This window comes from Streptomyces sp. NPDC053426 (assembly GCF_055585405.1).
The window spans coordinates 76763-102217 of record NZ_JBVJKE010000025.1; the positions used below are offsets into that span (position 1 = coordinate 76763).

The window sequence follows — 25455 nt, forward strand, 5'->3', positions numbered from 1 at the left end:
CCGCCGCTCCCGCGTCAGTTCCGTGCCAGGACGGTGGCGACGGCCTCCCGCAGCACCGCCGCCGGGTCCGGTACGGGTCCTTCGGAACGCCAGGCGACGAAGCCGTCGGGCCGGACCAGTACCGCGCCGTCCGCGGTGATCCCGTGCGCCCCGGCCCAGTCGGCACCGTCCTCGGGGGTCAGTTCCGCGCCGGGGCCGTCGCCCACCCGATAGGCGTCGAGCGGTACGGACAGGTCCTTCGCGACCTTCGCCGCCGCGGTGTGCCAGTCGCAGGCGCCGTCCGCGGAGCTCAGCAGCACGCACGACCGCTCGTACAGGTCGAGCGTGGAGATCCGGGTGCCGGAGCGGTCCAGCCACACGTGCGGGGCGCGGCTGCCGGGCTCGCCGGTCAGCATCACCCCGTCGGGGATGACCGGCGTCGCCGGGTCGGCACCCAGGACCGCGCCGCGCGGGTAGCGGTAGCAGAGCGCCACGTTGAGGATGCCGCCCGGCTTCATCCCGGGACCGCCGGGACCGCCGGGGCCGCCGGCTCCGGGACCACCGGGGCCACCGGGGCCACCGGGGCCACCGGGACGACCGGCTCCGAAGCCACCGGGGCCGCCGGGACCACCGGCTCCGGGACCGCCGGCCCCCGGACCGCCGGGTCCGCCGGGTCCGCCGGGTCCACCCGGACCGCCGGGAGCGCCGGGTGCGGGGGCTCCGAGGGCGGGAGCGCCGGGGGCGGGGGTGTACCCGGGGTGGCTGTGCTCGCTCGAGCGGGAGGAGGCACGGGCGCTGGTCGCCTCCGCGACGGGCCGGCGTTCGGCGTCGTAGGACTCCAGCAGGCCGGGCTCGGCCCAGCCGCCGAGCACGGCGGCCAGCTTCCAGGCGAGGTTGTGGGCGTCCTGGATGCCGGTGTTGGAGCCGAACGCACCGGTGGGCGACATCTCGTGGGCCGAGTCGCCGGCCAGGAACACCCGGCCGTCGGCGTACCGTTCGGCGACCCGCTCGGCGGCGTGCCAGGCGGCCCGGCCGGTGATCTCCACGTCGAGGTCCGGCACGCCGACGGCCTTGCGGATGTGGGCGACGCACCGCTCGTCGGTGAACTCCTCGAGCGTCTCGCCGTGTTCGGGGTGCCAGGGGGCGTGGAACACCCAGTGCTCCCGGTTGTCGACCGGCAGCAGGGCCCCGTCGGCCTCCGGGTTGGTCAGGTAGCAGACGATGAACCGCCGGTCCCCGACGACACCGGCGAGGTCGCGGGAGGTGAACGTGAGGCTCACGTTGTGGAACAGGTCGCCCGGACCGTTCTGTCCGATGCCCAGCGACTCGCGGACGGGGCTGCGCGGGCCGTCGGCGGCGACGAGGTAGTCCGCCCTGATCCTGGTGTGCTCGCCGGTCTCCCGGCTCTTGACCAGCACCGTCACACCCTCGGTGTCCTGGTCGAAGGAGAGCATCTCCGTCCCGAAGCGCAGGTCCCCGCCGAGCTCCCGGGCTCCCTCGAGGAGCACCGGTTCCAGGTCGTTCTGGCTGCACAGGCACCACCCGCTGGGGCTGAAGCGGGCGAGCCCGCCACCGGGGTCGATCTCCTGGAGCAGCCACTCGCCCTCGTCACCCGCCAGGCTCGGGGTCTGCCAGATGCCGTGGTTCTCCGCCAGGACCGACGCGGCCCGGCCGATGCGCTGCTCGACCCCGGCCGCCCGGAACAGCTCCATGGTGCGTACGTTGTTCCCCCGCCCGCGCGGGTGGATCGACGTGCCCGCGTGACGTTCGACGAGCGTGTGCGGCACGCCGAGGCGTCCCAGGAACAGGGACATCGACAGGCCCACCAGGGAACCGCCGACGATGAGGACCGGCGTGCGGTGATCCGCCCGGCCGGCCGTATCCGATCGATTCATTGAAACGCCTCCAGCGTCGCCCTCGACGGGCTGTGGAATGGGACGCACCTTTCATGCCCGGTGCGGGACCGTTCGCGTCCCGGCGGCACCCGGATGGCACGCGGTTCACCCACCTGCCCCGTGTCGCTCGCGCGCACCGGAAGGTCGCGTCAACGATCGACTCATGACGACCCCGGCCCTCCGACGGGCACGGCGGCCGTTCCCGACCTTCCGACGAAGAGGAGAGGTGCGCCGGATGACCATGTCGGCACGCATATCGCAGTCGGCGTTCGACGGCTCGAGGCTGCGGGTGATCCTGCTGCTCGACCTGTACGAGGGGGCCCAGGAGCAGTTCCTCGACGCGTACGAGCACATGCGCAACAAGGTCGCGTCCGTCCCCGGTCACATCAGTGACCAACTGTGCCAGTCGATCGAGAACCCCTCGCAGTGGCTCATCACCAGCGAGTGGGAGAGCGCCCTGCCGTTCCTCAAGTGGGTGAACAGCGAGGAGCACATCGCGATCGTCCGGCCGATGCACAGCTGCGTCCGGGACACCCGGTCGATGCGCTACAGCATCCTCCGCGAGACCCACCCGGAACAGCCGCTCACCCCCGAGGCCGCGGCGGCCGGCCTCCAGTCGACGGCCCGCGTGGGCACCGGTGTGACCCGCCACGCCCTCACCTTCACCGTCAAGCCGGGCTCCGAGTCCAAGGTCGCCGAGCTCCTGGCCGACTACGAGTCGCCCGAGGCGCAGGTCGACGGCATCACACGGCTGCACCGCACCTCGCTCTTCATGCACGGCAACCGCGTCGTACGGGCCGTGGAGGTGGCGGGCGACCTCCTGGCCACGCTGTGCCACGTGGCCCGTCAGCCCGGGGTGCGGGCGGTGGAGGAGGCCATCAACCCCTATCTGGAGCGGGACCGGGACCTGACCGACTCCGACTCCGCGCGGGTGTTCTTCACCCGGGCGGCGCTCCCGGCCATGCAGCACGTGGTGTCCGGCCGCCCGGAACCCGCCGAACTGCGGCGGCACATGCTGTACTACCCGGCCGTGACGGACCACGGCCTGGAGCTGGCCCGGTTCCTCGCCCACCAGGACGAGGCCGCGGCGAACGACCCGGACAGCCCGGTGTACGCGAGCACCGTCTTCCAGCGCGACGACGTCGTGGTCCGCATGATCGACGTCACCGGCGAGCTCGATCTCGACCCCGCCGCCGCCCTCGGCATCAAGGCCCCGGGCGGGGCGGCCGAGCTGGAGCGTCTCCTGGACGGCGCCGCGATCGGCGTCGAGGGCTCCCTGGACTCGGAGCGCACCCTGCACCGGCTCCTGGCGCACGCCGACATGATGCCCGTCACCGACCGCCGCTCCGCGGATTCCTGACGGTCCACCGCGGTGACGTCCGCGGCCGTTCCCGCCCGGACGTCACCGGCACACCCGGAGGTATCAACCATGTCCAAGCAGCATCCACGCATCGTGGACCTGAGCGAGACGGAACCCAACCGACGGCGCGGAGGCGACCTCAGAACCCTGCTCACCCCGGCCACCGTGGGCTCCACCAGCGGCTTCATGGGCCTGGCGATCATCAAGCCCGGCGAGCGCATCGGCGAGCACTACCACCCGTACTCCGAGGAGTTCGTGTACGTGGTCAGCGGCGCGCTCGAAGTGGACCTGGACGGCGAGCCGTTCGCGCTCCGCGCCGAGCAGGGACTGATGATCCCCATCGACATGCGGCACCGCTTCCGCAACGTCGGCGACCAGGAGGCCCGCATGGTGTTCCACCTGGGCCCGCTCGCCCCGCACCCGAGTCTCGGCCACGTCGACACCGAGGAGACCGAAAACGCCCCCACCGGGCCGCAGTTGACGGTCGGCGGTCCCGAGGTCGGCCGGTCGGCCGAGCCGAGCGAGGCCATAAAATGACCCGGCGAGTGGCCGTCACCGGTATAGGTGTGGTCGCTCCCGGCGGCATCGGAGCGACGGCGTTCTGGGATCTTCTGACAGCCGGCCGCACCGCGACCCGCGGCATCTCCCTGTTCGATCCGGCGGGTCTGCGCTCGCGCATAGCCGCCGAGTGCGACTTCGACCCGTTCGAGCACGACCTGGACGCGGAGCTGTGCCAACACGCGGACCGGTACATCCAGTTCGCCGTGGTCGCCGCCGCCGAGGCCGTGCGCGGCTCCGGACTCGACACCGAGACCATGGACCCGTGGCGCACCGCGGTCTCGCTGGGCAGCGCGGTCGGCGGCACCACCCGGCTGGAACACGACTACGTGCTGGTCAGCGAGGGCGGCCGGCGCTGGGACGTGGACCACCGGCGGGCGGAGCCGAAGCTGCACCTGGCCTTCTCACCGAGCACCCTCGCCTCGGTCGTCGCCGAGCGGTTCGACGCCCGGGGCCCGGTGCAGACCGTCTCCACCGGCTGCACCTCCGGGCTCGACGCGGTCGGCTACGCCTTCCACACCATCGCCGAGGGCCGGGCCGACGTCTGCGTCGCCGGGGCGTCGGACTCGCCGATCTCACCGATCACGATGGCCTGCTTCGACGCCATCAAGGCGACGTCGCCCAACAACGACGACCCCGAGCACGCCTCCCGGCCCTTCGACGCCCACCGCGACGGCTTCGTGATGGGCGAGGGCGCGGCCGTACTCGTCCTGGAGGAGTACGAGCACGCGCGGGCCCGCGGCGCGGAGATCCTCTGCGAGATCAGCGGCTACGCCACCTACGGCAACGCCTACCACATGACCGGTCTGACCAGTGAGGGACTGGAGATGGCCCGGGCGATCGACACCACGCTCGACCAGGCCCGTATCGACCCCACGCTGATCGACTACGTCAACGCGCACGGCTCCGGCACCCGGCAGAACGACCGGCACGAGACGGCCGCCGTGAAGCGGTCCCTGGGCGCGCACGCCCACGAGACGCCCATGAGTTCCATCAAGTCGATGGTGGGGCACTCGCTGGGCGCGATCGGCGCGATCGAGGTGGTCGCCTGCGTCCTCGCGCTGAAGCACCAGGTGGTGCCGCCCACGGCGAACTACGAGACCCCCGACCCCGAGTGCGACCTGGACTACGTGCCGCGCACCGCCCGCCCGCGGAAGCTGAACCATGTGCTCTCCGTCGGCAGCGGATTCGGCGGCTTCCAGTCCGCGGTGCTGCTGTCCGGGCCGGGTGGGAGGACACGATGAGCAATCGGCGCCCCGGGCGCGCGGCCGTCACCGGCATCGGTGTGGTCGCGCCCAACGGACTGCGGACCGACGCCTACTGGAAGTCCGTCCGCGAAGGCCTCAGCGTGCTGGACCTGATCAGCCGCGAGGGCTGTGACCATCTGCCGCTGCGGGTGGCGGGCGAGGTCCGGGCCTTCGACCCGGCGGCCCTCATCGAGGACCGGTTCCTGGTGCAGACCGACCGGTTCAGCCACTTCGCGATGGCCGCTGCCGCCCTCGCCCTCGACGACGCCGGACTCGGCGGCGAACCCGCCGATCCGTTCTCGGTCGGCGTGGTCACCGCCGCCGGCTCGGGCGGCGGCGAGTTCGGCCAGCGCGAGCTGCAGAAACTGTGGGGAAAGGGCTCCAAGTTCGTCGGCCCCTACCAGTCCATCGCCTGGTTCTACGCCGCGAGCACCGGCCAGATCTCCATCCGCGGCGGCCTCAAGGGGCCCTGCGGGGTGGTGGCGAGCGACGAGGCGGGCGGTCTGGACTGCCTCGCGCACGCGAGCCGGGCCGTGGGCCGCGGCACCGACGTCATGGTCGTGGGGGCCACGGAGGCGCCGCTGGCCCCGTACTCGATGGTGTGCCAGCTCGGCTATCCCGAGCTCAGCACCCTCGACGACCCCGACCGCGCCTACCGCCCGTTCACCGAGAAGGCGTGCGGCTTCGTACCCGCCGAGGGCGGCGCGCTGCTCGTCGTCGAGGACGAGTTCCGTGCCCGTGACCGCGGAGTGCCCGTACGGGCCGTCGTGGCCGGCCACGCCGCCACGTTCACCGGGGCCTCCCGCTGGGCGGAGTCCCGGGAGGGCCTGGCCCGCGCGATCCGCGGCGCCCTCGACGAGGCGGGCTGCGCGCCGGAGGAGATCGACGTCGTGTTCGCCGACGCCATGGGCGTCCCCGCGGCGGACCGCGCCGAGGCGCTGGCGATCGCCGACGCGCTCGGCGCGCACGGCACCCGCGTCCCGGTCACGGCGCCCAAGACGGGCATCGGCCGCGCCCACTGCGCGGCGCCCGTGCTGGACACGGTGGCCGCGGTGCTCGCCATGGAACACGGTCAAGTGCCCCCGACGCCGAACGTGTTCGACATCTGCCACGACCTCGACCTGGTGATGTCGCACGCTCGCCCCGCCGAGCTGCGCACCGCCCTCGTCCTCAGCAGGGGACTGATGGGCTCCAACGCGGCGCTGGTCGTGCGCCGCGGTGACGATTCCGCCCGGTAGGAACGGGCGGGGAAGGAGCAGTCACCCATGATCACCACCGAAGTGACCTTCGACGAGCTGGCCGCGCTGATGAAGCAGGCGGCCGGCATCACCGTCGACCCCAAGGAACTGAAGGACTCCGCGGAGTCCCCCTTCGACGTCTTCGGCCTCGACTCGCTCGGCCTGCTGGGCATCGTCGGCGAGCTGGAGAACCGGTACGGCGCGTCGCTCCCCCCCGACTCGGAGCGCTGCCGGACGCCGCGGGAGTTCCTGAACCTCGTCAACAGCACCCTCACGGCTGGAGCCTGAAAGTGGCCGGACACACCGAGAACAGCATCACCATCGACGCTCCCTTCGACCTCGTGTGGGAGATGACCAACGACCTGGAGAACTGGCCGCGGCTGTTCAGCGAGTACGCGTCCGTGGAGATCCTCTCCCGCGAGGGGGCCACGACGACGTTCCGGCTGACCATGCACCCGGACGAGAACGGGAAGGTGTGGAGCTGGGTGTCGGAGCGCACCCCGGACCGGGAGAGGCGGACCGTCCGCGCCCGCCGGGTCGAGACGGGCCCGTTCGCCCACATGGACATCGTGTGGGAGTACGCGGAGCTGCCGGACGGTGTGCAGATGCGCTGGGTCCAGGACTTCGCGATGAAGCCCGACGCCCCGGTCGACGACGACTGGATGACGGACAACATCAACCGCAACTCCCGTACGCAGATGGCCCTGATCCGGGACCGGATCGAGCAGGTCGCCCGTGACAGCGAGAGCGCGTCCGTCGCGTCCTCGCGCTGAGCGCAGGCCCGCCGGTCCGCCGGTCCGCCGGTCCGCCGGTCCGCCGGTCAAAGGAAGGACAACCCCCCATGCACCACGCCCTCATCGTCGCCCGGATGAAGCCCGGTTCGGCGCCGGACATCGCCGACGTGTTCGCCGCCTCCGACCGGGGTGAACTCCCCCACCTGGTCGGCGTCAGCCGGCGCAGCCTCTTCCAGTTCGGCGACGACGTGTACCTGCACCTCATCGAGGCCGAGCAGGACCCGGCGCCGGCGATCGCGAAGGTCGCCGGGCACCCCGAGTTCCGCAGCATCAGCGAGCGGCTGGAGGCGTACGTCAGCCCGTACGACCCGGCCACGTGGCGCAGCCCCAAGGACGCCATGGCGCAGTGCTTCTACCGCTGGGAGAGCGGCGCCCGTTCCTGAGCGGGAAACCCCGAGGCCGCCGGTCCCGCGTCAGTCGCGGAGCCGGCGGCCTCGGGGTTGTCGGCGTGCCCCCGGTCAGCCGGGGACGGTGCACTCGAAGGCGTGCAGATAGGCGTTGACCGGGCTGATGCCGTCGATGACGAGGCCCGCGTCGGTCAGCCGGTCGACCATGCTCTGCCGGGTGTGCTTGGCGCCGCCGACGTTGAGGAGCAGCAGCAGGTCCATGGCGGTGGTGAACCGCATCGACGGGGTGTCGTCGACGAGGTTCTCGATGACGACGACGCGGGCCCCGGGCCGTGCCGCCGCGCGGACGCCCGCGAGCACCCGGCGGGTGCTGTCGTCGTCCCACTCCAGGACGTTCTTGATGATGTACACGTCCGCCCGGACGGGGACGCCCTCGCGGCAGTCCCGGGCCACGATGTCGACGCGGCCGGCGAGCGAGCCGTCCCGGCGCAGCCGGGGGTCGGCGTTCTCGACGACCCCCGGCAGGTCGAGCAGGGTGCCGTGGAGGTGGGGGTGCTTCTCCAGGAGGCTGGCCAGGACGTGTCCCTGGCCGCCCCCGATGTCCGCGACGGAGGAGGCGTCGTCCAGGTCGAGCAGCAGGGCCACGTCGCGTGCGGACTGCTCGCTGGACGTCGTCATGGCCCGGTTGAACACATGGGCGGACTCGGGGGCGGACTCGTTGAGGTGGGTGAAGAACTCCTGGCCGTACACGTCCTCGAAGACGCCCCGGCCGGAGCGCACCGCCTCGTCGAGCCGCGGCCAGACGTTCCAGGTCCACGGTTCGGTGCACCACAGGGCGATGTACCGCAGGCTGTGCGGGTCGTCCTCGCGCAGCAGCCGGGACATCTCGGTGTGCTCGAAGGTGCCGTCGGGGTTCTCGGCGAAGACGCCCTGGCAGGACAGGGCGCGCAGCAGCCGCCGCAGGGTGTGCGGCTGGGTCTTCACCGCCGTCGCCAGGTCGTCGACGGTCATGGGGGTGTCGTCCAGCGCGTCCGCCACGCCCAGGCGGACGGCCGCGCGTACGGCGGCGGCGCACGCCGCCCCGAAAACGAGCTCCCGCAGCCGCATGGGCGGCGGGGGAGCCGGATCAACGGTGGTCATCCGTTGCCTCGCTTCCGCTGTCGTGCAGTCGGGGGGTGGGGCGGGCGGGTCAGCACATGCCCGCGGGCTCGGAGAGCGTGCAGGTGTTGTGGCTGAACGTGTTGTTCTCGGCGGTGTCCCGGTCGGCCAGGTCGGCCGGGCTGTTGCCGGTCACCAGGTTGTCGCGGATCTCGTTGCGCTCGCTGGGCGCGCCGACGAGGCTCTTGAAGAGCACGATGCCGCCGGAGAGCGGGGAGGTGCCCTTGTTGTCCTCGACCCGGTTGTAGGCGACCAGGGTCTCCTCGGCACCGGTGAGGACGATGCCCGAGCCCTGCAGGAAGGGCAGCCGGGCCGTCTTGGGGCAGTACTTGTTGTTGGCGTGGATGTAGTTGTACGTCACGCTCAGGTCGCCGGCGCGCGGCTTCGACTCGTCGCCGACCACGAAGACGGCGGCGCAGTTGCCGGTGGCCTCGTTGTGGCCGACGGTCAGGTTCCGCAGCCGGCGCACGGTGACGCCGACGCGGTTGCCGGCCATCCGGTTGTGGCTAATCACGGTCTTCTCCGCGTCCCGGGCGCCTTCCTCGGTGTCGACGGTGTTGGCGACGAACAGTCCGGCGTCGCCGTTCTGCCGGACGAGGTTGTGGCTGAGCACGCTGTGCACGGAGCGTTCCTCGGCGATGCCCCACTGGCCGTTCTTCTCCGCCAGGACGTACTTGACCTCCAGTCCGTCGGTGCCGGTGGCCCACAGCCCGTTCTCGGCGTATCCCCGCAGCGTCAGGGACCGTACGGTGACGTTCTCCACGGGGCTCTTGTCGGTGCCGGTCACGCAGATGCCGTTGCCCGCCTTGGCGCAGGCGCTGTCGCCGGCTTTCTCGGCGGGCACCAGGACGGTGCGTCCGGCGCCGTGGCCGCGCAGGGTCACGTCCGGCTTCTTGATGTCGACGCTCTGCCGGTAGGTGCCGGGTGCGAGGAGGACGGTGTCCCCCGGTTTCGCGGCGTCCACGGCCTTCTGGATCGACTGGCCGGGCTGTACGCGGTGCACGGTCGGATGGTGGGCCGACGGGGCGGCGCCCAGCCCCGCGGCCACGGCGGCGGCGGTACAGGCGAGAAGGGCGATGTGTCGTTTGTTCATGAGCCGAAGCTATGAGCGGGGGTGGGGCCCCGCCACCGGTGATCACCCGGGTGGGCCGACGCGCCCGCTCGACGGGTGATCACCCGGCCGGCTCATCTCTCGTGGACGACGGCGACCTCCCCCGGCGGCAGGACGAACCGCCCGTCGACGTCGTGGTCGCGCAGCAGTTCGCGTCCGCGGGCCGGTACGTCGACGGGACCGGCGGTGTGGTTGACGAGGAAGAGGAAACGGGAGCCGTCGTCGGCGTGCCGGCGCACGGCCTCGACTCCCGCGGGGAGGCCGGGGACCTCCGCGGTGACGCCCGCCTCGGCCAGGAGCGCGTCGACGACGCCGGCGACGCCCGCCGCGTCCGGCCGGGTGGCGACGTACCAGGCGGCGCCCTCGCCGACGGTGTGCCGGGTGACGGCCGGCCCGCCCGCCAGGGGGCCGTCGGCCCAGGTGCGTACCGCCTCGGCCCCGGTCAGACGGGTCTTCTCGGCCCACAGGTCGGCGCGGGTGCCGTCGTCCAGGGTGAGGACCTCGTCCTCCCGCAGCGGGTGGAACTCCTCGCTCCGTACGCCCAGCAGCTCGCGGAAGGCGCCCGGGTACCCGCCGAGCCGGACGTGGTCGTTCTCGTCGACGATCCCGCTGAAGAAGGTGATCAGCACGGAGGCGCCGGCCCGCGCGGCGGCGGCGACGCGGTCGGCGTCCGCGTCCGTGACGGTGTACAGGGTCGGTACGACCACGGCGCGGTAGCCGGTCAGATCACCGTGCACGGAGGTGACGTCGACGGTGACGCCGCGCTCCCACAGCGCCCGGTACCAGCGCTGCACCTCCGCCTGGTAGTCCAGCACGCCGCTCGGCCGGCCCTCGGTCTCGACGGCCCACCAGGACGGGTAGTCGACGACGAGGGCCACGTCCGCGCGGACCCTGCTGCCCCGTACCGGGGCCAGGGCGCCCAGCCTTCTGCCGAGTTCCACCGTGTCGCGGAAGACGTCGGTGTCGCGTCCGGCGTGCGGAACCATGGCGGAGTGGTACTTCTCGGCTCCGGCGGCGGACTGGCGCCACTGGAAGAACATCACGGCGTCGGCTCCCCGCGCCACATGGGTGAGGGAGTTGCGCAGCATCTCGCCGGGGCCCTTGGGCCGGTTGCGGGGCTGCCAGTTGACCGCCGAGGTGGAGTGTTCCATCAGCATCCACGGGTCGCCGCCGGCCACTCCGCGGCTGAGGTCGGCGGAGAACGCCAGCTCGATGTGGGCCCGCGGGTCGGCGGCGATCAGATAGTGGTCGTTGGCGACGACGTCCATGTCGGCGGACCACGAGAAGTAGTCCATCCACTTGGTGGCCGACGACATCATGAAGTTCGTCGTGGCCGGCACGTCGGGGGTGATCTCGCGCAGTACGTCGCGCAGCTCGCGGTAGTGGGCGAGCAGTTCGTCGGAGGAGAAGCGGAAGAAGTCGAGCTGCTGGGTGGGGTTGACGAAGGTCGGTGACTGGAGCGGGGGCAGGATGTCGTCGAAGGTGTCGTAGCGCTGCGACCAGAAGGCCGTGCCCCAGGCCGCGTTGAGTGCGTCGACCGTGCCGTAGCGCTTGCCCAGCCAGGCACGGAAGGCGTCGGCCGCGGCGTCGGAGTAGTCGTGGGGGACGTGGCACCCGAGCTCGTTGTCGACGTGCCACAGGGCGAGCGCGGGGTGCTGTCCGTACCGCTCGGCCATCAGGCGTGTCATGCGCAGCGCGTACCGGCGGAACACGGGGGACGACACGGCGTACGACTGGCGGGAGCCCTGGTGCAGGACGGTGCCGTCGGGCCTGCGGGGCAGGATCTCGGGGTGCTTGCGGGTGAGCCACGGCGGCGGGGAGGCCGTGGCGGTGGCCAGGGCGACGCGTATGCCCGCAGCGTGCAGCCGGTCCAGTACCGTGTCGAGCCAGCCGAAGTCATGGGCGCCCTCGCGCGGTTCGAGCATCGCCCAGGAGAAGATGCCGACGCTGAGGAGGTTGACGCCGGCCTCCTTCATCAGCTCGATGTCCTCGAGCTGGACCTCCTGGCTCCACTGCTCGGGGTTGTAGTCGCCTCCGTATCCGAGGCCGGGGACCTGGAGCGGCCAGGGGCGGTGCGTGGGCATGTGTTCCGTCCTTCCGGAGGGCTGTGCTTCCCGTGGGTTTCCCGTGAGCCGGATGTGTGGCTACCGCACATGTGGCTGGCGCATGTGCGGCTGCGGCATCCGCTCGTGGTGTCCGTCGGGGAAGTGGATCTCCATCGTCCCATCCCCCGCCGCGTCCGCCAGGGGGTGCGGGGGGTGGCGTCGGGGAGTCGCCGTGCGGGGGAAACGGACGGGGCCGCCCACCATGCGCGGTGGGCGGCCCCGTCCGTTTCCCCTGGGTCCGGCCGGCCTGATCGCTGCTCAGGCGACCGGGGCCGTCCGGTCCTTGTCCGGCGTGGTGTCCGCGGTGGCGGACTCCTCGGCGAGGCGTTCCATGCCGCTGGTGGTCTTCAGCGGCTTCTCCTTCAGGAAGACCACGGCGACCAGCGCGAGCAGCGCGAACGGCGTGGCGATGAGGAACAGCTCGGCGGTGGCGACACCGTAGGCGTGCTCCACGATCTCCCGCATCGGGGCGGGCAGCGTGCTCATGTCCGGGACGCTGTGCCCGCCGCCGCCCGAGCCGCCCTCGGCCCCTCCGGCGGCGCCCGCCTTCTCCAGCCCCTTGGTCATCTCGCTGGCGACCCGGTTGGCGAGGATCGCACCGAGGACGCTGGTGCCGATGGTGCCGCCCATGCTGCGGAAGAAGGACAGCACGGAGGTCGCGGCGCCCAGTTCGGCCGCGGGGACGTCGTTCTGCGCGGCGAGCACCAGGTTCTGCATCAGCATGCCGACACCGACGCCCAGGACCGCCATGTAGACGCTGAGCAGGCCGAAGTGCGTCCTGGCGTCGATCGTGGCCAGCAGCGCGAGGCCGATGGTCATGATGACCGCGCCCGCCACCAGGTAGTTCTTCCACTTGCCGGTCCGGCTGATCAGCTGCCCGGCGACGGTGGACGACACCAGCAGACCCAGGATCATCGGCAGGCTCATCAGACCGGCGACGGTCGGCGACTTGCCCAGGGAGACCTGGAAGTACTGCGAGAGGAAGACGGTCCCGCCGAACATGGCGACACCGACCAGGAGGCTGGCCACCGTGGTCAGGGTGACCGTGCGGTTCTTGAAGATGTCGAGCGGGATCACCGGCTCGTCGGTACGGGCCTCGACGAGGACCGCCAGGGCCAGCAGCAGCACGCCGCCGATCACCAGCGCGGCGGTCTGCCACGACGCCCAGTCGAACTGGTTGCCGGCCAGCGAGACCCAGATGAGCAGCGCGCAGACACCGGCGACGATCAGGAAGGCGCCGAGCCAGTCGATCTTCACCTGGCGCTTGACGGTGGGCAGCTTCAGCGTGCGCTGCAACAGGAGGATGGCCAGCAGCGCGAACGGCACGCCGATGAAGAAGCACCAGCGCCAGCCCAGCCAGTCGGTGTCCACCAGCACACCGCCGATCAGCGGTCCGGCCACGGTGCCGACGGCGAAGACGGCACCGAAGATGCCGGAGTACCTGCCCAGTTCCCGGGGCGGGATGACGGCGGCCATGACGACCTGCGCGAGCGCGGTCAGACCGCCCGCGCCGATGCCCTGCACGACCCGGCTGAAGATCAGCAGCGTCGTGTCGTGGGAGAAGCCCGCCAGCAGCGAGCCGACCACGAACATCAGCAGCGAGAGCTGGAGCAGCAGCTTCTTGTTGAAGAGGTCGGACAGCTTGCCCCACAGGGGCACCGTCGCGGTCATGGCCAGCAGTTCGGCGGTGACGACCCAGGTGTAGGAGGACTGGCTGGCACCCAGGTCGGCGATGATCGTCGGCAGCGCGTTGGAGACGACGGTGCCCGCCAGGATGGCGACGAACATGCCGGCCATCAGGCCCGACATGGCCTGGAGTATCTGCCGTTGGGTCATGGAGGTGGAAGGCGCGTCGGCGGGCGCCGGGGGTGAGGTCACGGGATCTCTTTCGGACGATGGTCGAACGGTCACGCGCGGGGCGGGCGCCGGCGGGTGCCGGCGCCCTCGTGGGCGCGGAACGGACAGCGGGGGCGGCCCCGGCGGGAAGCCGGGCGGCCGGTGGTGAGGCTTACGCGGGAGGTGCCGGGAGGCCGGCGGCGAGGAGGGCGAACACCTCCTGGAAGACGTCGAGGAAGGCGGCTTCCTCCGGCCGGGCGGACCAGTGCTCCACGCTGGTCCGCACCGCGGTGCCCGCCACCGCGGCCAGCAGCCGCGGGTAGAGGTCGAGCGCGCCGCGCCGTTCCTCGTCGGTCGCGCCGGCGGGTGGGGACACGGATGCCGTCGGCCCGCCGGCGCGGATGCGCGCGGCGATGGCCTCGGCCAGTGCCGTCTCGTCCGCCATGTGCGCGCCGAGCGTGCGGACCAGCAGGTGCGGCGAGGCGTGCACCACCTGGGCGTGCAGCCGCCACAGCTCGTGCTGCTGCTCCGCCTCGGCCAGTTCCGCGGCCAGGGCCTCGCGCAGGGCCTGGAGCGGGGAGAGCGCGGCCGGCGCGTCGAGTACGGCCTGCCGCATCCGCGCGCCCGCGTCCGCGTCGATCACGACGAAGGCGTCGTCACGGGTGTCGAAGTAGTTGAAGAAGGTCCGCACGGACACCCCGGCCGCCGCGCTGATCGCCTCGACGGTGACCTTCTCCGCACCGTGCTCGGCGGCCAGCCGCACGGCGGCCTCGGCGAGAGCGGCACGCGTGGCCCGCTTCTTCCGCTCCCGCAGCCCGCCCTGCGCGGTGCCCTTCTCCGACATACCTTGCATGCTATGCAAAGATGCACGCCATGCAAAATTCCCTCCGGCCCGCCCCCGTCCGGCGGGCGGGCGAGGGGCGCACGGCGGCGTGAAGTCCGTCTCCGGTGCCCCGCGCGAGGGGGTACCACCCGATACTCGTCACGGCGGCATGCCGCGAACCGGCCCGGAAGGACGGACGATGGCGAACTCACGGTCCGGGGAGACGGTCACCGAGCGGATCGTCCGCGTCCTCGAGACGTTCGACACCGACCGGACCGTGCAGACGGCGTCGGAGATCGGACGGCGCGCGAGGCTGCCGTCGTCCACGGCGCACCGGATCGTGGCCGATCTCGTGGAGTGCGGGCTGCTGGAACGGGACGAGGAGCAGCGGGTGCGGCTGGGCATGCGGCTGTGGGAGCTGGCGCTGCGCGGCTCCCACGCCCTGCGTCTGCGGCAGGCCGCGCTGCCGTTCATGGAGCGGGTGCAGGCCCGGGTCCGGGAGCACACCCAGCTCGCGGTGCTGGAGAACGGCGAGACCCTCTTCGTGGAGCGGCTGTCCCATCCGCACGCGGGCGCGAACATCACCCGGATCGCCGGGCGGCTGCCCCTGCACGCCTCGTCGTCGGGGCTGGTCCTGCTCGCCCACGGCCCGGAGGAGCTGCGCGAGCGGGTCCTCGCCGGGCCGCTGGAGGCGGTGTCGCCGGAGACCGTGACCGACGCGGCGCTGCTGCGCCGGGTCCTGGCCGGCGTCCGGCGTGACGGCGTGGTCGTGGCCCCGGGGACGGTCGAGGCCGTCTCCACGGGCGTCGCCGTGCCGGTGCGCGAGGGGCGCGGGCGGGTGATCGCCGCGCTGTCGGTCGTACTCCCCCGCGACACGCCTACCGCTCCCGTGGCCGAGGTGCTGCGCTCCGCCGCCGCGGGCATCTCGGCGGCGCTCGGCGCGCACCGCCCGTAGCCGCCGGCCGGGTCGCACGCCGAGGAGATCCGATTCCCGTTCAATGGGAAGGTCCGTCGTCAACAGGGGCGGACCGGCGCCAGACTCCCTGCCACCCCGTCGGCCGTCGAAGGAGACGACATGCCCGTACGCACCCGAGTCGCCGTCATCGGAGCAGGCCCCGCCGGTCTGCTGCTGTCCCATCTGCTCGGCCGCCACGGCATCGAGTCGGTCGTCGTCGACTCCCGCAGCCGCGAGGAGATCGAGACCACCATCCGGGCCGGCATCCTGGAGCAGGGCACCGTCGAGATCCTCAGCGGAACGGGGGCCTCGGACCGGGTCCTCACGGCCGGGCAGAAGCACGAGGGCATAGAGCTGCGCTTCGACGGCGAGGGTCACCGGATCGACTTCGCCGCGGCCGTCGGCCGGGCGGTGTGGCTCTATCCGCAGCACGAGGTGCTGAAGGACCTGGTCGCCGCGCGCCTCGCCGCCGGCCAGGACCTCCGCTTCGGAGTGACCGCCGAGCGCGTGGAGGACGTGGAGACGGACCGGCCGCGCGTCGTGGCCAAGGACGCCGGGGGCGGCACCGTCGAGATCGAGGCCGATGTCGTCATCGGTGCGGACGGCTCCCGCGGTGTGGCCCGCGAGGCCGTCACGGGCACCTACGGCGGCTACTTCCGGGAGTACCCGTTCGCCTGGTTCGGCATCCTGTGCGAGGCGCCGCCCAGCGCCGAGGAGCTGATCTACAGCAACTCGCCGAACGGCTTCGCCCTCATCAGTCGGCGCAGCCCCGGTGTGCAGCGCATGTACTTCCAGTGCGACCCGGCTACCGACACCGGGGCGTACACCGAGGAGCAGCTGTGGGAGATCCTGCGGTCGCGCGTCCCCGGCACCACCCTCAACGAGGGACCGATCTTCCAGCGGGACGTGCTCCGTTTCCGCAGCTTCGTCGCGCACGAGATGCGCCGGGGCCGGGTGGTGCTCGTCGGCGACGCGGCCCACACCGTGCCTCCCACCGGCGCCAAGGGCATGAACCTCGCCGTCGCCGACGTCGTCGTCCTCACCGAGGCGCTGCGCGCGCTGCTGCTCGACGGGGACGAGTCCCTGTTCGACGCCTTCCCCGACACCGCGCGGAAGCGCATCTGGAAGGCGCAGCACTTCTCCTGGTGGATGACGAGCATGCTGCACCTGCGGCCCGGGGCGAGCGACTTCGACCGCATGCGCCAGATCGGCGAGCTGCGTTCGGTCGTCGAGTCGGACGCCGGCCGCGCGTACCTCGCCGAGGGCTACACCGGCCGGCCGCTCGGGTGACCGCCGGGCGTCAGGAGCCAGGTGTCGGGCGAGCACCTCGTCCACGGACTCCTCCCGCCAGCGGCGCAGGAGTCCGTGGAAGGCGTGGGCGCCGTGCGGACAGGCCGTCGGGCCGCCCGGCCGTCCGCGCCCTTCGCGGCTGTAGCGGCCGGGGGCACTCGGCGTGGAACCACTCGTGGTCGGGGGCGCCTTCGGACAGGGGGCGATCCAGGCGTCCTCCGCCTCGCGGGACGGTTCGACGAGGGCGCCCTTGGCCTCGGCCGCCGCCACCGGGGCGGCGGCGTGCACGGCCCGTTCGTCCAGGACGTGTGTGAAGTCGACGCCGCCGGCGTTCTGCGGGGAACCCCCTCTGCATCAGGTTCGGGAAGCCGTTGGCGGCGAAGCCGTGCAGGGTGCGGATGCCGTGGCGGGCCCACGCGTCGAGCGACCGGACTCCTCCCCGGCCGTGGACGGGCAGCTTGCCGGAGCTGACGCCGGAGACGCCAACGGAGAATCCGGTGGCGAAGATCAGGCAGTCGAGCGCGTACACGGTGCCGCCCACCACGACACCGTCCTCGGTGACGCGTTCGATGCCGTGGGTGTCCGCGGTGTCGACCAGGGTGACGTTGCTCCGGTTGAAGGCCGCGTAGTACGTGTCGGAGAAGGTGGGGCGCTTGCAGGCGCACCGCGGTACCGGGGCTTGAGGGCCTCCGCCGTCGACGGGTCGGTGACCGCCTGTGCGACCCCCGCGCCCGCCTAGGCCTCCCCGGCCGCCGCGCGGAGGGCGTCCAGGACCGGGCGGATCAGCGGGTGCTCCTCGGCGCCGCGGCGGACGGCGGCGAAGACGCGGCGGGTCGGGGCCACCCCGTCGACCGGGCGCACGACCACGCCCGTGAGGTCCATGCCGCGCAGCGCCGAGCGGGGCACCAGGGCGACGCCGACGTCCGCCGAGGCGAGGGCGACCACCGCGCGGAAGTCGTCCGAGGAGTGCTCCAGGCGGGGCTGGAACCCGGCGCTCTCACAGGCCAGCACGACCACGTCGTGGCAGGGGTTGCCGGGGTACGGGCCGATCCACGGGTCCTTGGCCAGCTCGGCGAGCGGCACCTCGGCGGTGTCGGCCAGACGGTGGGTGACGGGGACGACCGCGTCGAAGGGTTCGGCGTACAGCGGTACGTGGGCCAGCCGCGGGTCGTCGGCGGGCGGCGCCCCGCGGTACTCGACCGCCACGGCGACGTCGACCTGCCGGTCCAGGACCATCAGGAGACTGGCGTCGCCCTCGGCGTCCTGGACCCGGATGCGGATGCCGGGCGCCGACCCGGCGAGACGGGCCACGGCGGGCGCGACGACCTCGGCGATCCCGGTGGCGAACGCGGCGACCGTGACCGTGCCGGCCTCCCCCGACCCGTAGGCGGCCAGTTCGGCCTCGGCCCGCTCGAGCTGGGCGAGGACGGCGTTGGTGTGGCCGAGCAGGATCTCGCCGGCCGGGGTCAGCCGTACGCCCTTGGCGCCGCGCTCGACGAGACGGTGGCCGGTCTCCTGCTCGAGGGCGGCGAGCTGCTGGGAAACGGCCGAGGGGGTCAGATAGAGCGCGGCGGCTGCCGCCGTGACCGTGCGGTGGTCGGCCACCGCACGGAGGATGTGGAGCCGCCGTGCCTCGATCATGGATGCGATTGTCTCAAATCGCTCGGTGTGTTCCGCTCAGGCGTCGAGCTCCGCCCGTGCCGCCACGAAGGCGTCCACCGCGCGGTTCACGTCCTCGGTGGAGTGCGCGGCGGAGAGCTGGACGCGGATGCGGGCCTGGCCCTGCGGTACCACCGGGTAGGAGAAGCCGATCACGTACACCCCGCGCTCCAGCAGCAGCTCCGCCATGCGGCCCGCCTTCGACGCGTCGCCGATCATCACCGGGGCGATGGCGTGGTCGCCGGGGAGGATGTCGAAGCCCTCCTCGGTCATCCGGCGGCGGAACAGCGCGGTGTTCTCCGCCAGCCGGACGCGCAGGTCGTCGGCCGACTCCAGCAGGTCGAGGACCTTCAGGGAGGCGGCGGCGATCACCGGGGCGAGGGTGTTGGAGAACAGGTACGGGCGGGAGCGCTGGCGCAGCAGGGCGACGATCTCCGCGCGGGCGGCGACATAGCCGCCGGACGCGCCGCCGAGTGCCTTGCCGAGGGTGCCGGTGACGATGTCGACCCGGTCCATGACGCCGTGCAGCTCGGGGGTGCCGCGCCCGCCGGGACCGACGAAGCCGACGGCGTGCGAGTCGTCGACCATGACCATGGCGCCGTGCCGGTCGGCGAGGTCGCAGATCTCGTCCAGCGGGGCCACGTAGCCGTCCATGGAGAAGACGCCGTCGGTGACGATGAGCGTGCGGCGCGCGCCGCCCTCCGCCGCCTCCTTGAGCTGCCGTTCCAGGTCGGCCATGTCGCGGTTGGCGTAGCGGAGGCGGCGGGCCTTGGAGAGCCGGATGCCGTCGATGATCGACGCGTGGTTCAGCGCGTCGGAGATCACCGCGTCCTCGGGGCCGAGCAGCGTCTCGAAGACGCCGCCGTTGGCGTCGAAGCAGGAGGAGTAGAGGATCGTGTCCTCCTGGCCGAGGAACGCCGACAGCCGCGCCTCCAGCTCCTTGTGCACCTCCTGGGTGCCGCAGATGAAGCGCACGGACGCCATGCCGTAGCCCCAGCGGTCCAGGGCCTCGTGGGCGGCGGCGACCACCTCGGGGTGGTCGGCGAGGCCGAGGTAGTTGTTGGCGCAGAAGTTGAGCACCTCACCGGGACGGCCGCCGGCGGTGACGTTCACGGTGGCGGACTGCGGGGTGCCGATGACGCGCTCGGGCTTGTGCAGTCCGGCGGCGCGGATCTCGTCGAGGGTGGCGCGCAGGTCGTCGCGCACGGAGTCGAACATCTTGGAAGCTCCTAGAGAGGCAGATGACTTACGCGGTCCAGTCGAGGATGACCTTGCCGCCCTTGCCGCCGGCCGCGTCCTCGAAGGCGGCCTCGAAGTCGCGGTAGGAGTAGCGGCCGGTGATCACGGGGGCGAGGTCCAGGCCGCCCTCCAGCAGCACCGACATGGCGTACCAGGTCTCGAACATCTCACGGCCGTAGATGCCCTTGATGGTGATCATCGAGGTGACGACGCGGGCCCAGTCGACGGGGAACTCCTCGGCCGGCAGGCCGAGCATGGCGATCCGGCCGCCGTGCGTCATGTTGGCGATCATGTCGCGCATGGCCTCGGGGCGGCCGGACATCTCCAGGCCGATGTCGAAGCCCTCGCGCAGGCCGAGGGTGTGCTGCCCGTCGGCGATGGTCGACTCGGCGACGTTCAGCGCCAGCGTCGCGCCGATCTTGCGGGCGAGTTCCAGGCGCTCCTCGCTGACGTCGGTGATCACGACGTTGCGCGCGCCCGCGTGCCGGGCGACGGCGGCGGCCATCAGACCGATCGGGCCGGCGCCGGTGATCAGGACGTCCTCGCCGACGAGCGGGAAGGACAGCGCGGTGTGCACGGCGTTGCCGAACGGGTCGAAGATCGCGGCGACGTCGAGGTCGACGGGCACCCGGTGCACCCACACGTTGGTGGCGGGGAGCACGACGTACTCGGCGAAGGCGCCGTCGCGTCCGACACCGAGGCCGACCGTGGCCCGGCACAGGTGGCGGCGGCCGGCCAGGCAGTTGCGGCACTTGCCGCACACCAGGTGGCCCTCGCCGCTGACCCGGTCACCGGTCTTGACGTCGGTGACGTCCCCGCCGGTCTCCACGACCTCGCCGACGAACTCGTGCCCGAGGACCAGCGGGGTGCTGATCGTCTGCTGGGCCCAGCCGTCCCAGGACCGGATGTGCAGGTCGGTGCCGCAGATACCGGTGCGCAGCACCTTGATCAGCACGTCGCCGGGTCCGACGGCGGGCTCCGGGACGTCCGTGAGCCACAGCCCGGGCTCCGCCTTCTCCTTGACCAGCGCCTTCAACGCTACGGCTCCTGAGGGTGAGTCCCGGCCCGTGGGCACGCCGAAGCGGCCCCGGTCCGGGAAGAGGAGTGGAATCGCACTGCAATCTGCCGTACGACACCCTCACCGGTCCATCGAGGATTTCTTAAGCGCGGCCACAGCTTTCCTTCACACCGTCACCCCATCGGCGGCGTTCGAAGGCACTCACGGCGGCAGCCCGTCGTCCTCCCGGCGCTCCAGCCGTACGACGAGATCCGCGGCCTGTGCCTTGATGGCGGCGAGCCCCGGCTGTCCCCAGGCACGGGGCTGGACGTCGGTGACCGACACGGTGCCGAGCACCATGCCGGTGCTGTCGATGAGCGGCGCGCCCATGTAGGAGCGGATGCCGAACTCGTCCACCACCGGGTTGCCGGCGAACCGCGGGTAGTCGCTCACGTCCTCCAGGACCAGCGCCTTGCGCCGGGCCACCACATGGGGGCAGAAGCCGTGGTCGCGGGGCAGCACCCGGCCCAGCAGGGCGCCGGTGCCGTCGCCGCGCACGACCGGTGCGACGGGCGGGGTGTGCAGGCCCGCGAAGAACTGCCCGCTCTCACCGGGCAGGTTGACCATGGCGTACGGCGCGCCGGTGAGCTCGGCGAGGCCGTACGCGAAGGCGTCGAGCGCGGGCTCGGGGTGGTCCCCCAGTCCCAGCCGGCGCAGCCTGCGGGCGCGCTCCGGCGCTTGGCCGTCCTCGGGGGTGAGCAGCAGACGACCTGCCGGGCGGGGCGGGTCGTAGCTCATGGGCGGGCTCCCAGGTCATGGGGGAAGGTCATATACGGGCTCCGAGGGTGTGCGGGGATCACATGTGGGCGCCATACCCCGTCGTGGCGGCCGGGGTGTGGGCGATGAGATGGCGGACCAGGGTCAGCAGGGTCTGGACTCCGGAGCTGGAGATCCGGGCGTCGCAGCAGACGACGGGGATCTCCGCGGAGAGGTCGAGGGCGGCGCGCACCTCCCCGGGGTCGTAGCGGAAGGCGCCGTCGAACTCGTTGACGGCGACGACGAACCCGAGACCGCGCTGTTCGAAGAAGTCGACCGCCGCGAAGCACTCCTCCAGGCGCCGGGTGTCGGCGAGGATGACCGCGCCGAGCGCACCCTCGCAGAGTTCGTCCCACATGAACCAGAAGCGTTCCTGTCCGGGGGTGCCGAACAGGTACAGCACGTGTTCCGCGTCGAGGGTGATGCGGCCGAAGTCCATGGCCACGGTCGTCTCGACCTTGTTCTCGATGCCGTCGAGGTTGTCGGTGGCGGCGCCGACCGTGGTGAGGAGCTCCTCCGTGCTGAGTGGCGCGATCTCGCTGACCGCGCCGACGAAGGTCGTCTTGCCCACGCCGAACCCGCCCGCCACCAGGATCTTGAGTGCGGTGGGGAACGGGTCGCCGTCGTGGTCCGCGCCGTCGACGTGGTCAGAGCTGTCGTCGTAGTCCATCGAGCACTGCCTCCAGAAGGGCCCGGTCCGTCGGGTTGTGGTGGAACGCGGGGGGCTTGTCGGTGAGCGCCCCGCAGTCGACGAGGTCCGCCAGCAGCACCTTGGTGACGGCCACCGGCAGCCTGAGGTGGGCGGCGACCTCGGCGACCGGGACGGGAGCGCGGCACAGGTCGAGGGCCTGCGCGTGCTCGGGGCCGAGGTAGCCGAAGGGGGTGGAGCCGGTGGCTCTGACCTGCGACATGAGGTCGAGGGCGACGGTGGGACGGGTGCGGCCGTTGCTGACCGTGAAGGGACGCACCAGCCGTCCGGCCGCGTCGTCGAGCCAGGGCCCGTCACCGGCCGCCGTCACGCTCAAGGCCTCATCGCCGGCGGTTCGACGCCCTGCTGGCGGGGAGCGGTCATCAGGTACGGCCGTACGGACTTGACCAGCATCGCCATCTCGTAGCCGAGCACCGCCGCGTCGGCCTCGCGGCCGGCCATGACGGCGAGGCAGGTGCCGGAGCCGGCGGTGGTGACGAACAGCAGGGTCGAGTCGAGCTCGACGACGACCTGGCGGACGTCGCCGCCGTCGCCGAAGCGGACGCCGGCGCTGCGGCCGAGGGAGTACAGGCCGGAGGCCAGGGCGGCCATGTGGTCGGCGGCGTCCGGGTCGAGGCCGTGCACGGACTTCACCAGTCCGTCGCAGGACAGCAGTACGGCGCTGCGGGTGTGCGGTACGCGTTGCACGAGGCCGCTCATCAGCCAGTCGAGGTCGGATACCTGGGCGGTCGGCGCATCGCTCGCCATGGTGGATCGACTCCTTGGGGTACGAAGGTCTGCGGGAGCGCTGGGGGTGGTGCCGGTCATCCGGCGGGCGTGCTCCCGCCGTGTCGGGCGGGGTGGTCGGTGGGGGGTGCGGGTACGGCGGGCCGCGGTGCGGCGGGGGACTCCTGCCGGGCCTCCGCGAGACTGACGCCGCGTTGGAAGGCGGCCATCAGGTTGGGGTCGTGCCCGGCGACGTACTCGGTGTCCTGGCGGGGCGCCGGGCCGTCGCGGAGCTGCGGGACGATGTGCTCCTGGGCGCGGCGGCGGGGCAGCCGGGGTCTGTCCATGGTGCCGCGCACCGTGCCGCCGCGCGGGATGAGGGGCGTGGTCCCGTGGTCCGTGAGGGCGTCGTCCCGGTCGCCGTGGTGGACGCCGGGTACGGCCTCGGCGGGGCCGGGGCGCACCTCACGGGCACCGCGCAGGGGCAGCGGCGGGGCGGGCGCGTCGCCGGCGGGCGACGGGGGCCGGGTGGGGGGCCAGGGCCGGGGGACGGCGGGTGTGAGGTGTGCCGCGGGTGCCGGGGCCTGCCCTCCGCCCGGCGTCGGAGCGTCCGCGGAAGCCGGTACGACGGACATGTGACGGGCCGTCGGTGCGGCGCCGCGGTCGTGCGGCTGCGGGGCCGCGTCCTGCCCGCCGACGGTCCCCGGCTCCGTGCCGAGCAGTGCCTGCGGCACCACGAGCACGGCCTGGACCCCGCCGTAGATGTTGCTCTGGAGCCGTACGTGGATGCCGTGCCGCTTGGCGAGCTGGGAGACCACGAACAGGCCGATCCGGCCGTCGGCCAGCAGGCTGGCGACATGCACCTGGTCGGGGTCGGTGAGCAGCGCGTTCATCCGGTCCTGCTCGCCGACGGGCATGCCGAGTCCGCGGTCCTCGACCTCGACGGCGAGCCCGGAGGTGACGAGGCTGGCCCGCAGCAGCACCTGGGTGTGCGGGGCGGAGAACACCGTGGCGTTCTCGACGAGTTCGGCGAGCAGGTGGATGACGTCGGCGACGGCGTGCCCGCGCAGGGTGCCGTCGATCGGCGGCACGAGCTTGACCCGTGAGTACTGTTCGACCTCGGCGATCGCCGAGCGCAGCACCTCGGTCATGGAGACCGGGTTGCTCCACTGCCGCCGGGAGACGGCCCCGCCGAGCACGGCGAGGTTCTCGGCGTGGCGGCGGATGCGGGTGGCGAGGTGGTCGACGTGGAAGAGCCCTTTGAGCAGGTCGGGGTCCTCCATCTCGTTCTCCAGCTCGTCGAGGATGGAGATCTCGCGGTGCACCAGGGACTGCAGGCGCCGGGCGAGGTTGACGAACACCTCGAGCTTCTGTTCGCTGCCGGTCTGGCTGGAGAGCTGGGACGCCTGTACGACGGCGTGGACGGCCCCGTCGTGCGCGCGGGCGAGGTCTGCGGCGAGCAGGTCGAAGTCGTCGGTGTCGTCGGCCTGTTCGTCCCGCCCGCGTGGGGGCGGGGCGTCGCCGCGGCGCAGTGTCTCGACGAGGGTGCCCAGGTCGGCCTCGCGCCGGGCGGTGCTGCGGCGCAGTGTGCCGATGCGGTCGCGCACGGACCGGGCGGCGCGGTCGGCGGCCACGGCGGCGATGACGATGCCGGCGAGCGTCACCGAGGTGGCGCCGCCGAGGACGGCCCACAGGGTGAGGCTCGGCCGGACCCCGGTGGAACGGACGGTGAAGAGCACGGCCGCGCAGGCGCTGAGGGCCACCGCCACGGGCGGGAGCACGGCGAGACGCAGCAGTTGGGGCCGTATCGGCGCCTCGGGCGGCGCGGGAGCGGTCCGTGCGGGCGGCCTGCCGTGCCGTCCGCCCTCACGGCGGTCCGCGCGGGCGGCCGGACCGGTCCGGCCGGCCCGGGTGTCGGCGGGGTTCGCATCGGCGCGGTCCGGCTCGCGGGCCATGACCGTGATGCCGACGGCGCCCCGCGCTCCACCCTGCCCCGGGGCTCCGGCCGGGCCCGGGCGTCGGGGCGCCTCGCCCCGTCCACTCCCTCGTCCGCCTTGTGGCTGCACGTACCGGTCCCCGCTCCCTGATCCGACTGCTGGACGCGGCTCTTTGGCGCGGCGCGCCCTTCGACGTGAGGTGCCGCGATGCCGCCCGACCGACACTCACCGTAGTCGCCACCGCATCATGTGCGGTGGGCAGTTGACAAACTCATGCGGACAGCATCGCGCTCTGGTATGAGGCTTCGTACGACAGACCGATAACCCTTCGGCGAAAGGGATCGGGAGTGGCCAGTCGGCGATCGAGGCTGGTCACAAGTGGTCGCCGCGGGTTCGGCGAGGCCACGGGAACCCATGGGCACCGCACCCGTGCGGGCACCCGCTTCGACCGTCGGGGGCCGGCGAGCACCGCCGACGCACACCATCCCTTCGGCCAGAACCTCACCGTCCGTAACGGTAGGGCCGGGACACCGAAACCGTTCCTCCGCGTACGGTGTTCAGGTAGGGGCTACCGATCGCTCGCATGGCGGTAGCCGTCGCTGCTCCACGGCGCGGCCGATGAGTTTGTGGCTCCCGGCCGGTCCAAGCTCGTGACACCCCAGGAAAGGACACCGCCATGTCGGAGCTTCTCGTCGAC

The 25455-nt window shown here is 72.4% G+C and carries 23 protein-coding genes and 1 pseudogene; 9 read left to right on the forward strand and 15 right to left on the reverse strand.

Annotated features, from left to right (window positions below; translation table 11 throughout):
• Positions 1 to 14 precede the first annotated feature (14 nt).
• On the reverse strand, positions 15 to 1874 hold the full coding sequence (locus ACZ62B_RS35010; RefSeq protein WP_469693485.1) for an FAD-dependent oxidoreductase: 1860 nt from the start codon (positions 1872 to 1874) through the stop codon (positions 15 to 17).
• A gap of 235 nt (positions 1875 to 2109) precedes the next feature.
• Between ACZ62B_RS35010 and ACZ62B_RS35015 the strand changes: the two genes are divergently transcribed.
• The 7 genes from ACZ62B_RS35015 to ACZ62B_RS35045 all read left to right on the forward strand — a co-directional run bounded on the left by ACZ62B_RS35015 (position 2110) and on the right by ACZ62B_RS35045 (position 7454).
• Positions 2110 to 3234, forward strand: a complete 1125-nt coding sequence (locus ACZ62B_RS35015) for a SchA/CurD-like domain-containing protein (RefSeq protein ID WP_344555545.1) — start codon at positions 2110 to 2112, stop codon at positions 3232 to 3234.
• 69 nt (positions 3235 to 3303) lie between these two features.
• Complete coding sequence (locus ACZ62B_RS35020; protein ID WP_469693487.1) at positions 3304 to 3771, forward strand: cupin domain-containing protein; 468 nt, start codon at positions 3304 to 3306, stop codon at positions 3769 to 3771.
• Positions 3768 to 5036, forward strand: coding sequence for a beta-ketoacyl-[acyl-carrier-protein] synthase family protein (locus ACZ62B_RS35025; protein ID WP_344555541.1), 1269 nt, complete (start codon positions 3768 to 3770; stop codon positions 5034 to 5036). The genes ACZ62B_RS35020 and ACZ62B_RS35025 overlap by 4 nt, the downstream gene beginning before the upstream one ends.
• On the forward strand, positions 5033 to 6277 hold the full coding sequence (locus ACZ62B_RS35030) for a ketosynthase chain-length factor (RefSeq protein WP_344555540.1): 1245 nt from the start codon (positions 5033 to 5035) through the stop codon (positions 6275 to 6277). Before ACZ62B_RS35025 ends, ACZ62B_RS35030 begins: the two co-directional genes overlap by 4 nt.
• 27 nt (positions 6278 to 6304) lie before the next feature.
• Positions 6305 to 6565, forward strand: a complete 261-nt coding sequence (locus ACZ62B_RS35035) for an acyl carrier protein (protein ID WP_344555538.1) — start codon at positions 6305 to 6307, stop codon at positions 6563 to 6565.
• A gap of 2 nt (positions 6566 to 6567) precedes the next feature.
• Positions 6568 to 7050, forward strand: a complete 483-nt coding sequence (locus ACZ62B_RS35040; protein WP_344555536.1) for an SRPBCC family protein — start codon at positions 6568 to 6570, stop codon at positions 7048 to 7050.
• 68 nt (positions 7051 to 7118) lie between these two features.
• A complete protein-coding gene (locus tag ACZ62B_RS35045; RefSeq protein WP_073934961.1) occupies positions 7119 to 7454 on the forward strand; it encodes a TcmI family type II polyketide cyclase in 336 nt (111 codons plus the stop codon).
• Positions 7455 to 7529: 75 nt separating this feature from the next.
• Here the strand turns inward: ACZ62B_RS35045 and ACZ62B_RS35050 are convergent, their stop codons facing one another.
• The 5 genes from ACZ62B_RS35050 to ACZ62B_RS35070 form a co-directional block, all read right to left on the reverse strand.
• Positions 7530 to 8558 carry a methyltransferase gene (locus tag ACZ62B_RS35050; protein WP_344555533.1) on the reverse strand — a complete coding sequence of 343 codons (1029 nt, stop codon included), beginning with the start codon at positions 8556 to 8558 and terminating at the stop codon, positions 7530 to 7532.
• Between the two features lie 49 nt (positions 8559 to 8607).
• Entirely contained in the window at positions 8608 to 9669 is a 1062-nt protein-coding gene (locus tag ACZ62B_RS35055; protein WP_344555531.1) for a right-handed parallel beta-helix repeat-containing protein, read from the reverse strand.
• A gap of 92 nt (positions 9670 to 9761) precedes the next feature.
• A complete protein-coding gene (locus ACZ62B_RS35060; protein ID WP_469693491.1) occupies positions 9762 to 11771 on the reverse strand; it encodes a beta-galactosidase in 2010 nt (669 codons plus the stop codon).
• Between the two features lie 279 nt (positions 11772 to 12050).
• On the reverse strand, positions 12051 to 13628 hold the full coding sequence (locus ACZ62B_RS35065) for an MDR family MFS transporter (protein WP_468878075.1): 1578 nt from the start codon (positions 13626 to 13628) through the stop codon (positions 12051 to 12053).
• 172 nt (positions 13629 to 13800) lie between these two features.
• On the reverse strand, positions 13801 to 14481 hold the full coding sequence (locus tag ACZ62B_RS35070; protein ID WP_468877164.1) for a TetR/AcrR family transcriptional regulator: 681 nt from the start codon (positions 14479 to 14481) through the stop codon (positions 13801 to 13803).
• A 169-nt stretch (positions 14482 to 14650) separates the two neighbouring features.
• On the opposite strand from ACZ62B_RS35070, the gene ACZ62B_RS35075 reads away from it, so the two are divergent.
• Both ACZ62B_RS35075 and ACZ62B_RS35080 read left to right on the forward strand, forming a co-directional pair.
• Positions 14651 to 15406, forward strand: coding sequence for an IclR family transcriptional regulator (locus ACZ62B_RS35075; protein ID WP_469693494.1), 756 nt, complete (start codon positions 14651 to 14653; stop codon positions 15404 to 15406).
• A gap of 120 nt (positions 15407 to 15526) precedes the next feature.
• Positions 15527 to 16696, forward strand: coding sequence for a 4-hydroxybenzoate 3-monooxygenase (locus ACZ62B_RS35080; protein ID WP_469693496.1), 1170 nt, complete (start codon positions 15527 to 15529; stop codon positions 16694 to 16696).
• 27 nt (positions 16697 to 16723) lie between these two features.
• Here the strand turns inward: ACZ62B_RS35080 and ACZ62B_RS35085 are convergent.
• The 9 genes and pseudogenes from ACZ62B_RS35085 to ACZ62B_RS35125 form a co-directional block, all read right to left on the reverse strand.
• Positions 16724 to 17425 (reverse strand): annotated as a pseudogene (locus ACZ62B_RS35085) (NAD(P)/FAD-dependent oxidoreductase); the annotation flags it as partial.
• 6 nt (positions 17426 to 17431) lie between these two features.
• The gene (locus ACZ62B_RS35090) at positions 17432 to 18337 is read right to left on the reverse strand and encodes a LysR family transcriptional regulator (protein WP_344555519.1); all 906 of its coding nucleotides are present in this window, start codon (positions 18335 to 18337) and stop codon (positions 17432 to 17434) included.
• A 36-nt stretch (positions 18338 to 18373) separates the two neighbouring features.
• On the reverse strand, positions 18374 to 19573 hold the full coding sequence (locus tag ACZ62B_RS35095; RefSeq protein WP_344555517.1) for a glycine C-acetyltransferase: 1200 nt from the start codon (positions 19571 to 19573) through the stop codon (positions 18374 to 18376).
• Between the two features lie 28 nt (positions 19574 to 19601).
• Positions 19602 to 20630 (reverse strand): L-threonine 3-dehydrogenase, encoded by a 1029-nt coding sequence (gene tdh, locus ACZ62B_RS35100; protein ID WP_344555516.1) that lies wholly within the window; start codon positions 20628 to 20630, stop codon positions 19602 to 19604.
• Positions 20631 to 20813: 183 nt separating this feature from the next.
• Entirely contained in the window at positions 20814 to 21389 is a 576-nt protein-coding gene (locus ACZ62B_RS35105) for a GAF domain-containing protein (RefSeq protein WP_344555515.1), read from the reverse strand.
• Between the two features lie 58 nt (positions 21390 to 21447).
• The gene (locus tag ACZ62B_RS35110) at positions 21448 to 22077 is read right to left on the reverse strand and encodes a GTP-binding protein (RefSeq protein WP_344555513.1); all 630 of its coding nucleotides are present in this window, start codon (positions 22075 to 22077) and stop codon (positions 21448 to 21450) included.
• A complete protein-coding gene (locus ACZ62B_RS35115) occupies positions 22055 to 22426 on the reverse strand; it encodes a DUF742 domain-containing protein (protein ID WP_344555695.1) in 372 nt (123 codons plus the stop codon). The genes ACZ62B_RS35110 and ACZ62B_RS35115 overlap by 23 nt, the downstream gene beginning before the upstream one ends.
• Before the next feature lie 2 nt (positions 22427 to 22428).
• On the reverse strand, positions 22429 to 22863 hold the full coding sequence (locus tag ACZ62B_RS35120) for a roadblock/LC7 domain-containing protein (protein ID WP_019522568.1): 435 nt from the start codon (positions 22861 to 22863) through the stop codon (positions 22429 to 22431).
• Between the two features lie 56 nt (positions 22864 to 22919).
• Positions 22920 to 24776, reverse strand: a complete 1857-nt coding sequence (locus ACZ62B_RS35125) for a sensor histidine kinase (RefSeq protein ID WP_468890608.1) — start codon at positions 24774 to 24776, stop codon at positions 22920 to 22922.
• Between the last annotated feature and the right edge of the window lie 679 nt (positions 24777 to 25455).

Bases quoted from the DNA above. Each gene is read 5' to 3' on its own strand.
- ACZ62B_RS35105 (WP_344555515.1), bottom strand. From the start codon at position 21,389: ATGAGCTACGACCCGCCCCGCCCGGCAGGTCGTCTGCTGCTCACCCCC.
- ACZ62B_RS35050 (WP_344555533.1), bottom strand. From the start codon at position 8,558: ATGACCACCGTTGATCCGGCTCCCCCGCCGCCCATGCGGCTGCGGGAG.
- ACZ62B_RS35110 (WP_344555513.1), bottom strand. From the start codon at position 22,077: ATGGACTACGACGACAGCTCTGACCACGTCGACGGCGCGGACCACGAC.
- ACZ62B_RS35055 (WP_344555531.1), bottom strand. From the start codon at position 9,669: ATGAACAAACGACACATCGCCCTTCTCGCCTGTACCGCCGCCGCCGTG.
- ACZ62B_RS35095 (WP_344555517.1), bottom strand. From the start codon at position 19,573: ATGTTCGACTCCGTGCGCGACGACCTGCGCGCCACCCTCGACGAGATC.
- ACZ62B_RS35125 (WP_468890608.1), bottom strand. From the start codon at position 24,776: ATGGCCCGCGAGCCGGACCGCGCCGATGCGAACCCCGCCGACACCCGG.
- ACZ62B_RS35045 (WP_073934961.1), top strand. From the start codon at position 7,119: ATGCACCACGCCCTCATCGTCGCCCGGATGAAGCCCGGTTCGGCGCCG.
- ACZ62B_RS35010 (WP_469693485.1), bottom strand. From the start codon at position 1,874: ATGAATCGATCGGATACGGCCGGCCGGGCGGATCACCGCACGCCGGTC.
- ACZ62B_RS35065 (WP_468878075.1), bottom strand. From the start codon at position 13,628: ATGACCCAACGGCAGATACTCCAGGCCATGTCGGGCCTGATGGCCGGC.
- ACZ62B_RS35060 (WP_469693491.1), bottom strand. From the start codon at position 11,771: ATGCCCACGCACCGCCCCTGGCCGCTCCAGGTCCCCGGCCTCGGATAC.
- ACZ62B_RS35080 (WP_469693496.1), top strand. From the start codon at position 15,527: ATGCCCGTACGCACCCGAGTCGCCGTCATCGGAGCAGGCCCCGCCGGT.
- ACZ62B_RS35030 (WP_344555540.1), top strand. From the start codon at position 5,033: ATGAGCAATCGGCGCCCCGGGCGCGCGGCCGTCACCGGCATCGGTGTG.
- ACZ62B_RS35020 (WP_469693487.1), top strand. From the start codon at position 3,304: ATGTCCAAGCAGCATCCACGCATCGTGGACCTGAGCGAGACGGAACCC.
- ACZ62B_RS35075 (WP_469693494.1), top strand. From the start codon at position 14,651: ATGGCGAACTCACGGTCCGGGGAGACGGTCACCGAGCGGATCGTCCGC.
- ACZ62B_RS35120 (WP_019522568.1), bottom strand. From the start codon at position 22,863: ATGGCGAGCGATGCGCCGACCGCCCAGGTATCCGACCTCGACTGGCTG.
- ACZ62B_RS35035 (WP_344555538.1), top strand. From the start codon at position 6,305: ATGATCACCACCGAAGTGACCTTCGACGAGCTGGCCGCGCTGATGAAG.
- ACZ62B_RS35090 (WP_344555519.1), bottom strand. From the start codon at position 18,337: ATGATCGAGGCACGGCGGCTCCACATCCTCCGTGCGGTGGCCGACCAC.
- ACZ62B_RS35015 (WP_344555545.1), top strand. From the start codon at position 2,110: ATGACCATGTCGGCACGCATATCGCAGTCGGCGTTCGACGGCTCGAGG.
- ACZ62B_RS35070 (WP_468877164.1), bottom strand. From the start codon at position 14,481: ATGCAAGGTATGTCGGAGAAGGGCACCGCGCAGGGCGGGCTGCGGGAG.
- ACZ62B_RS35025 (WP_344555541.1), top strand. From the start codon at position 3,768: ATGACCCGGCGAGTGGCCGTCACCGGTATAGGTGTGGTCGCTCCCGGC.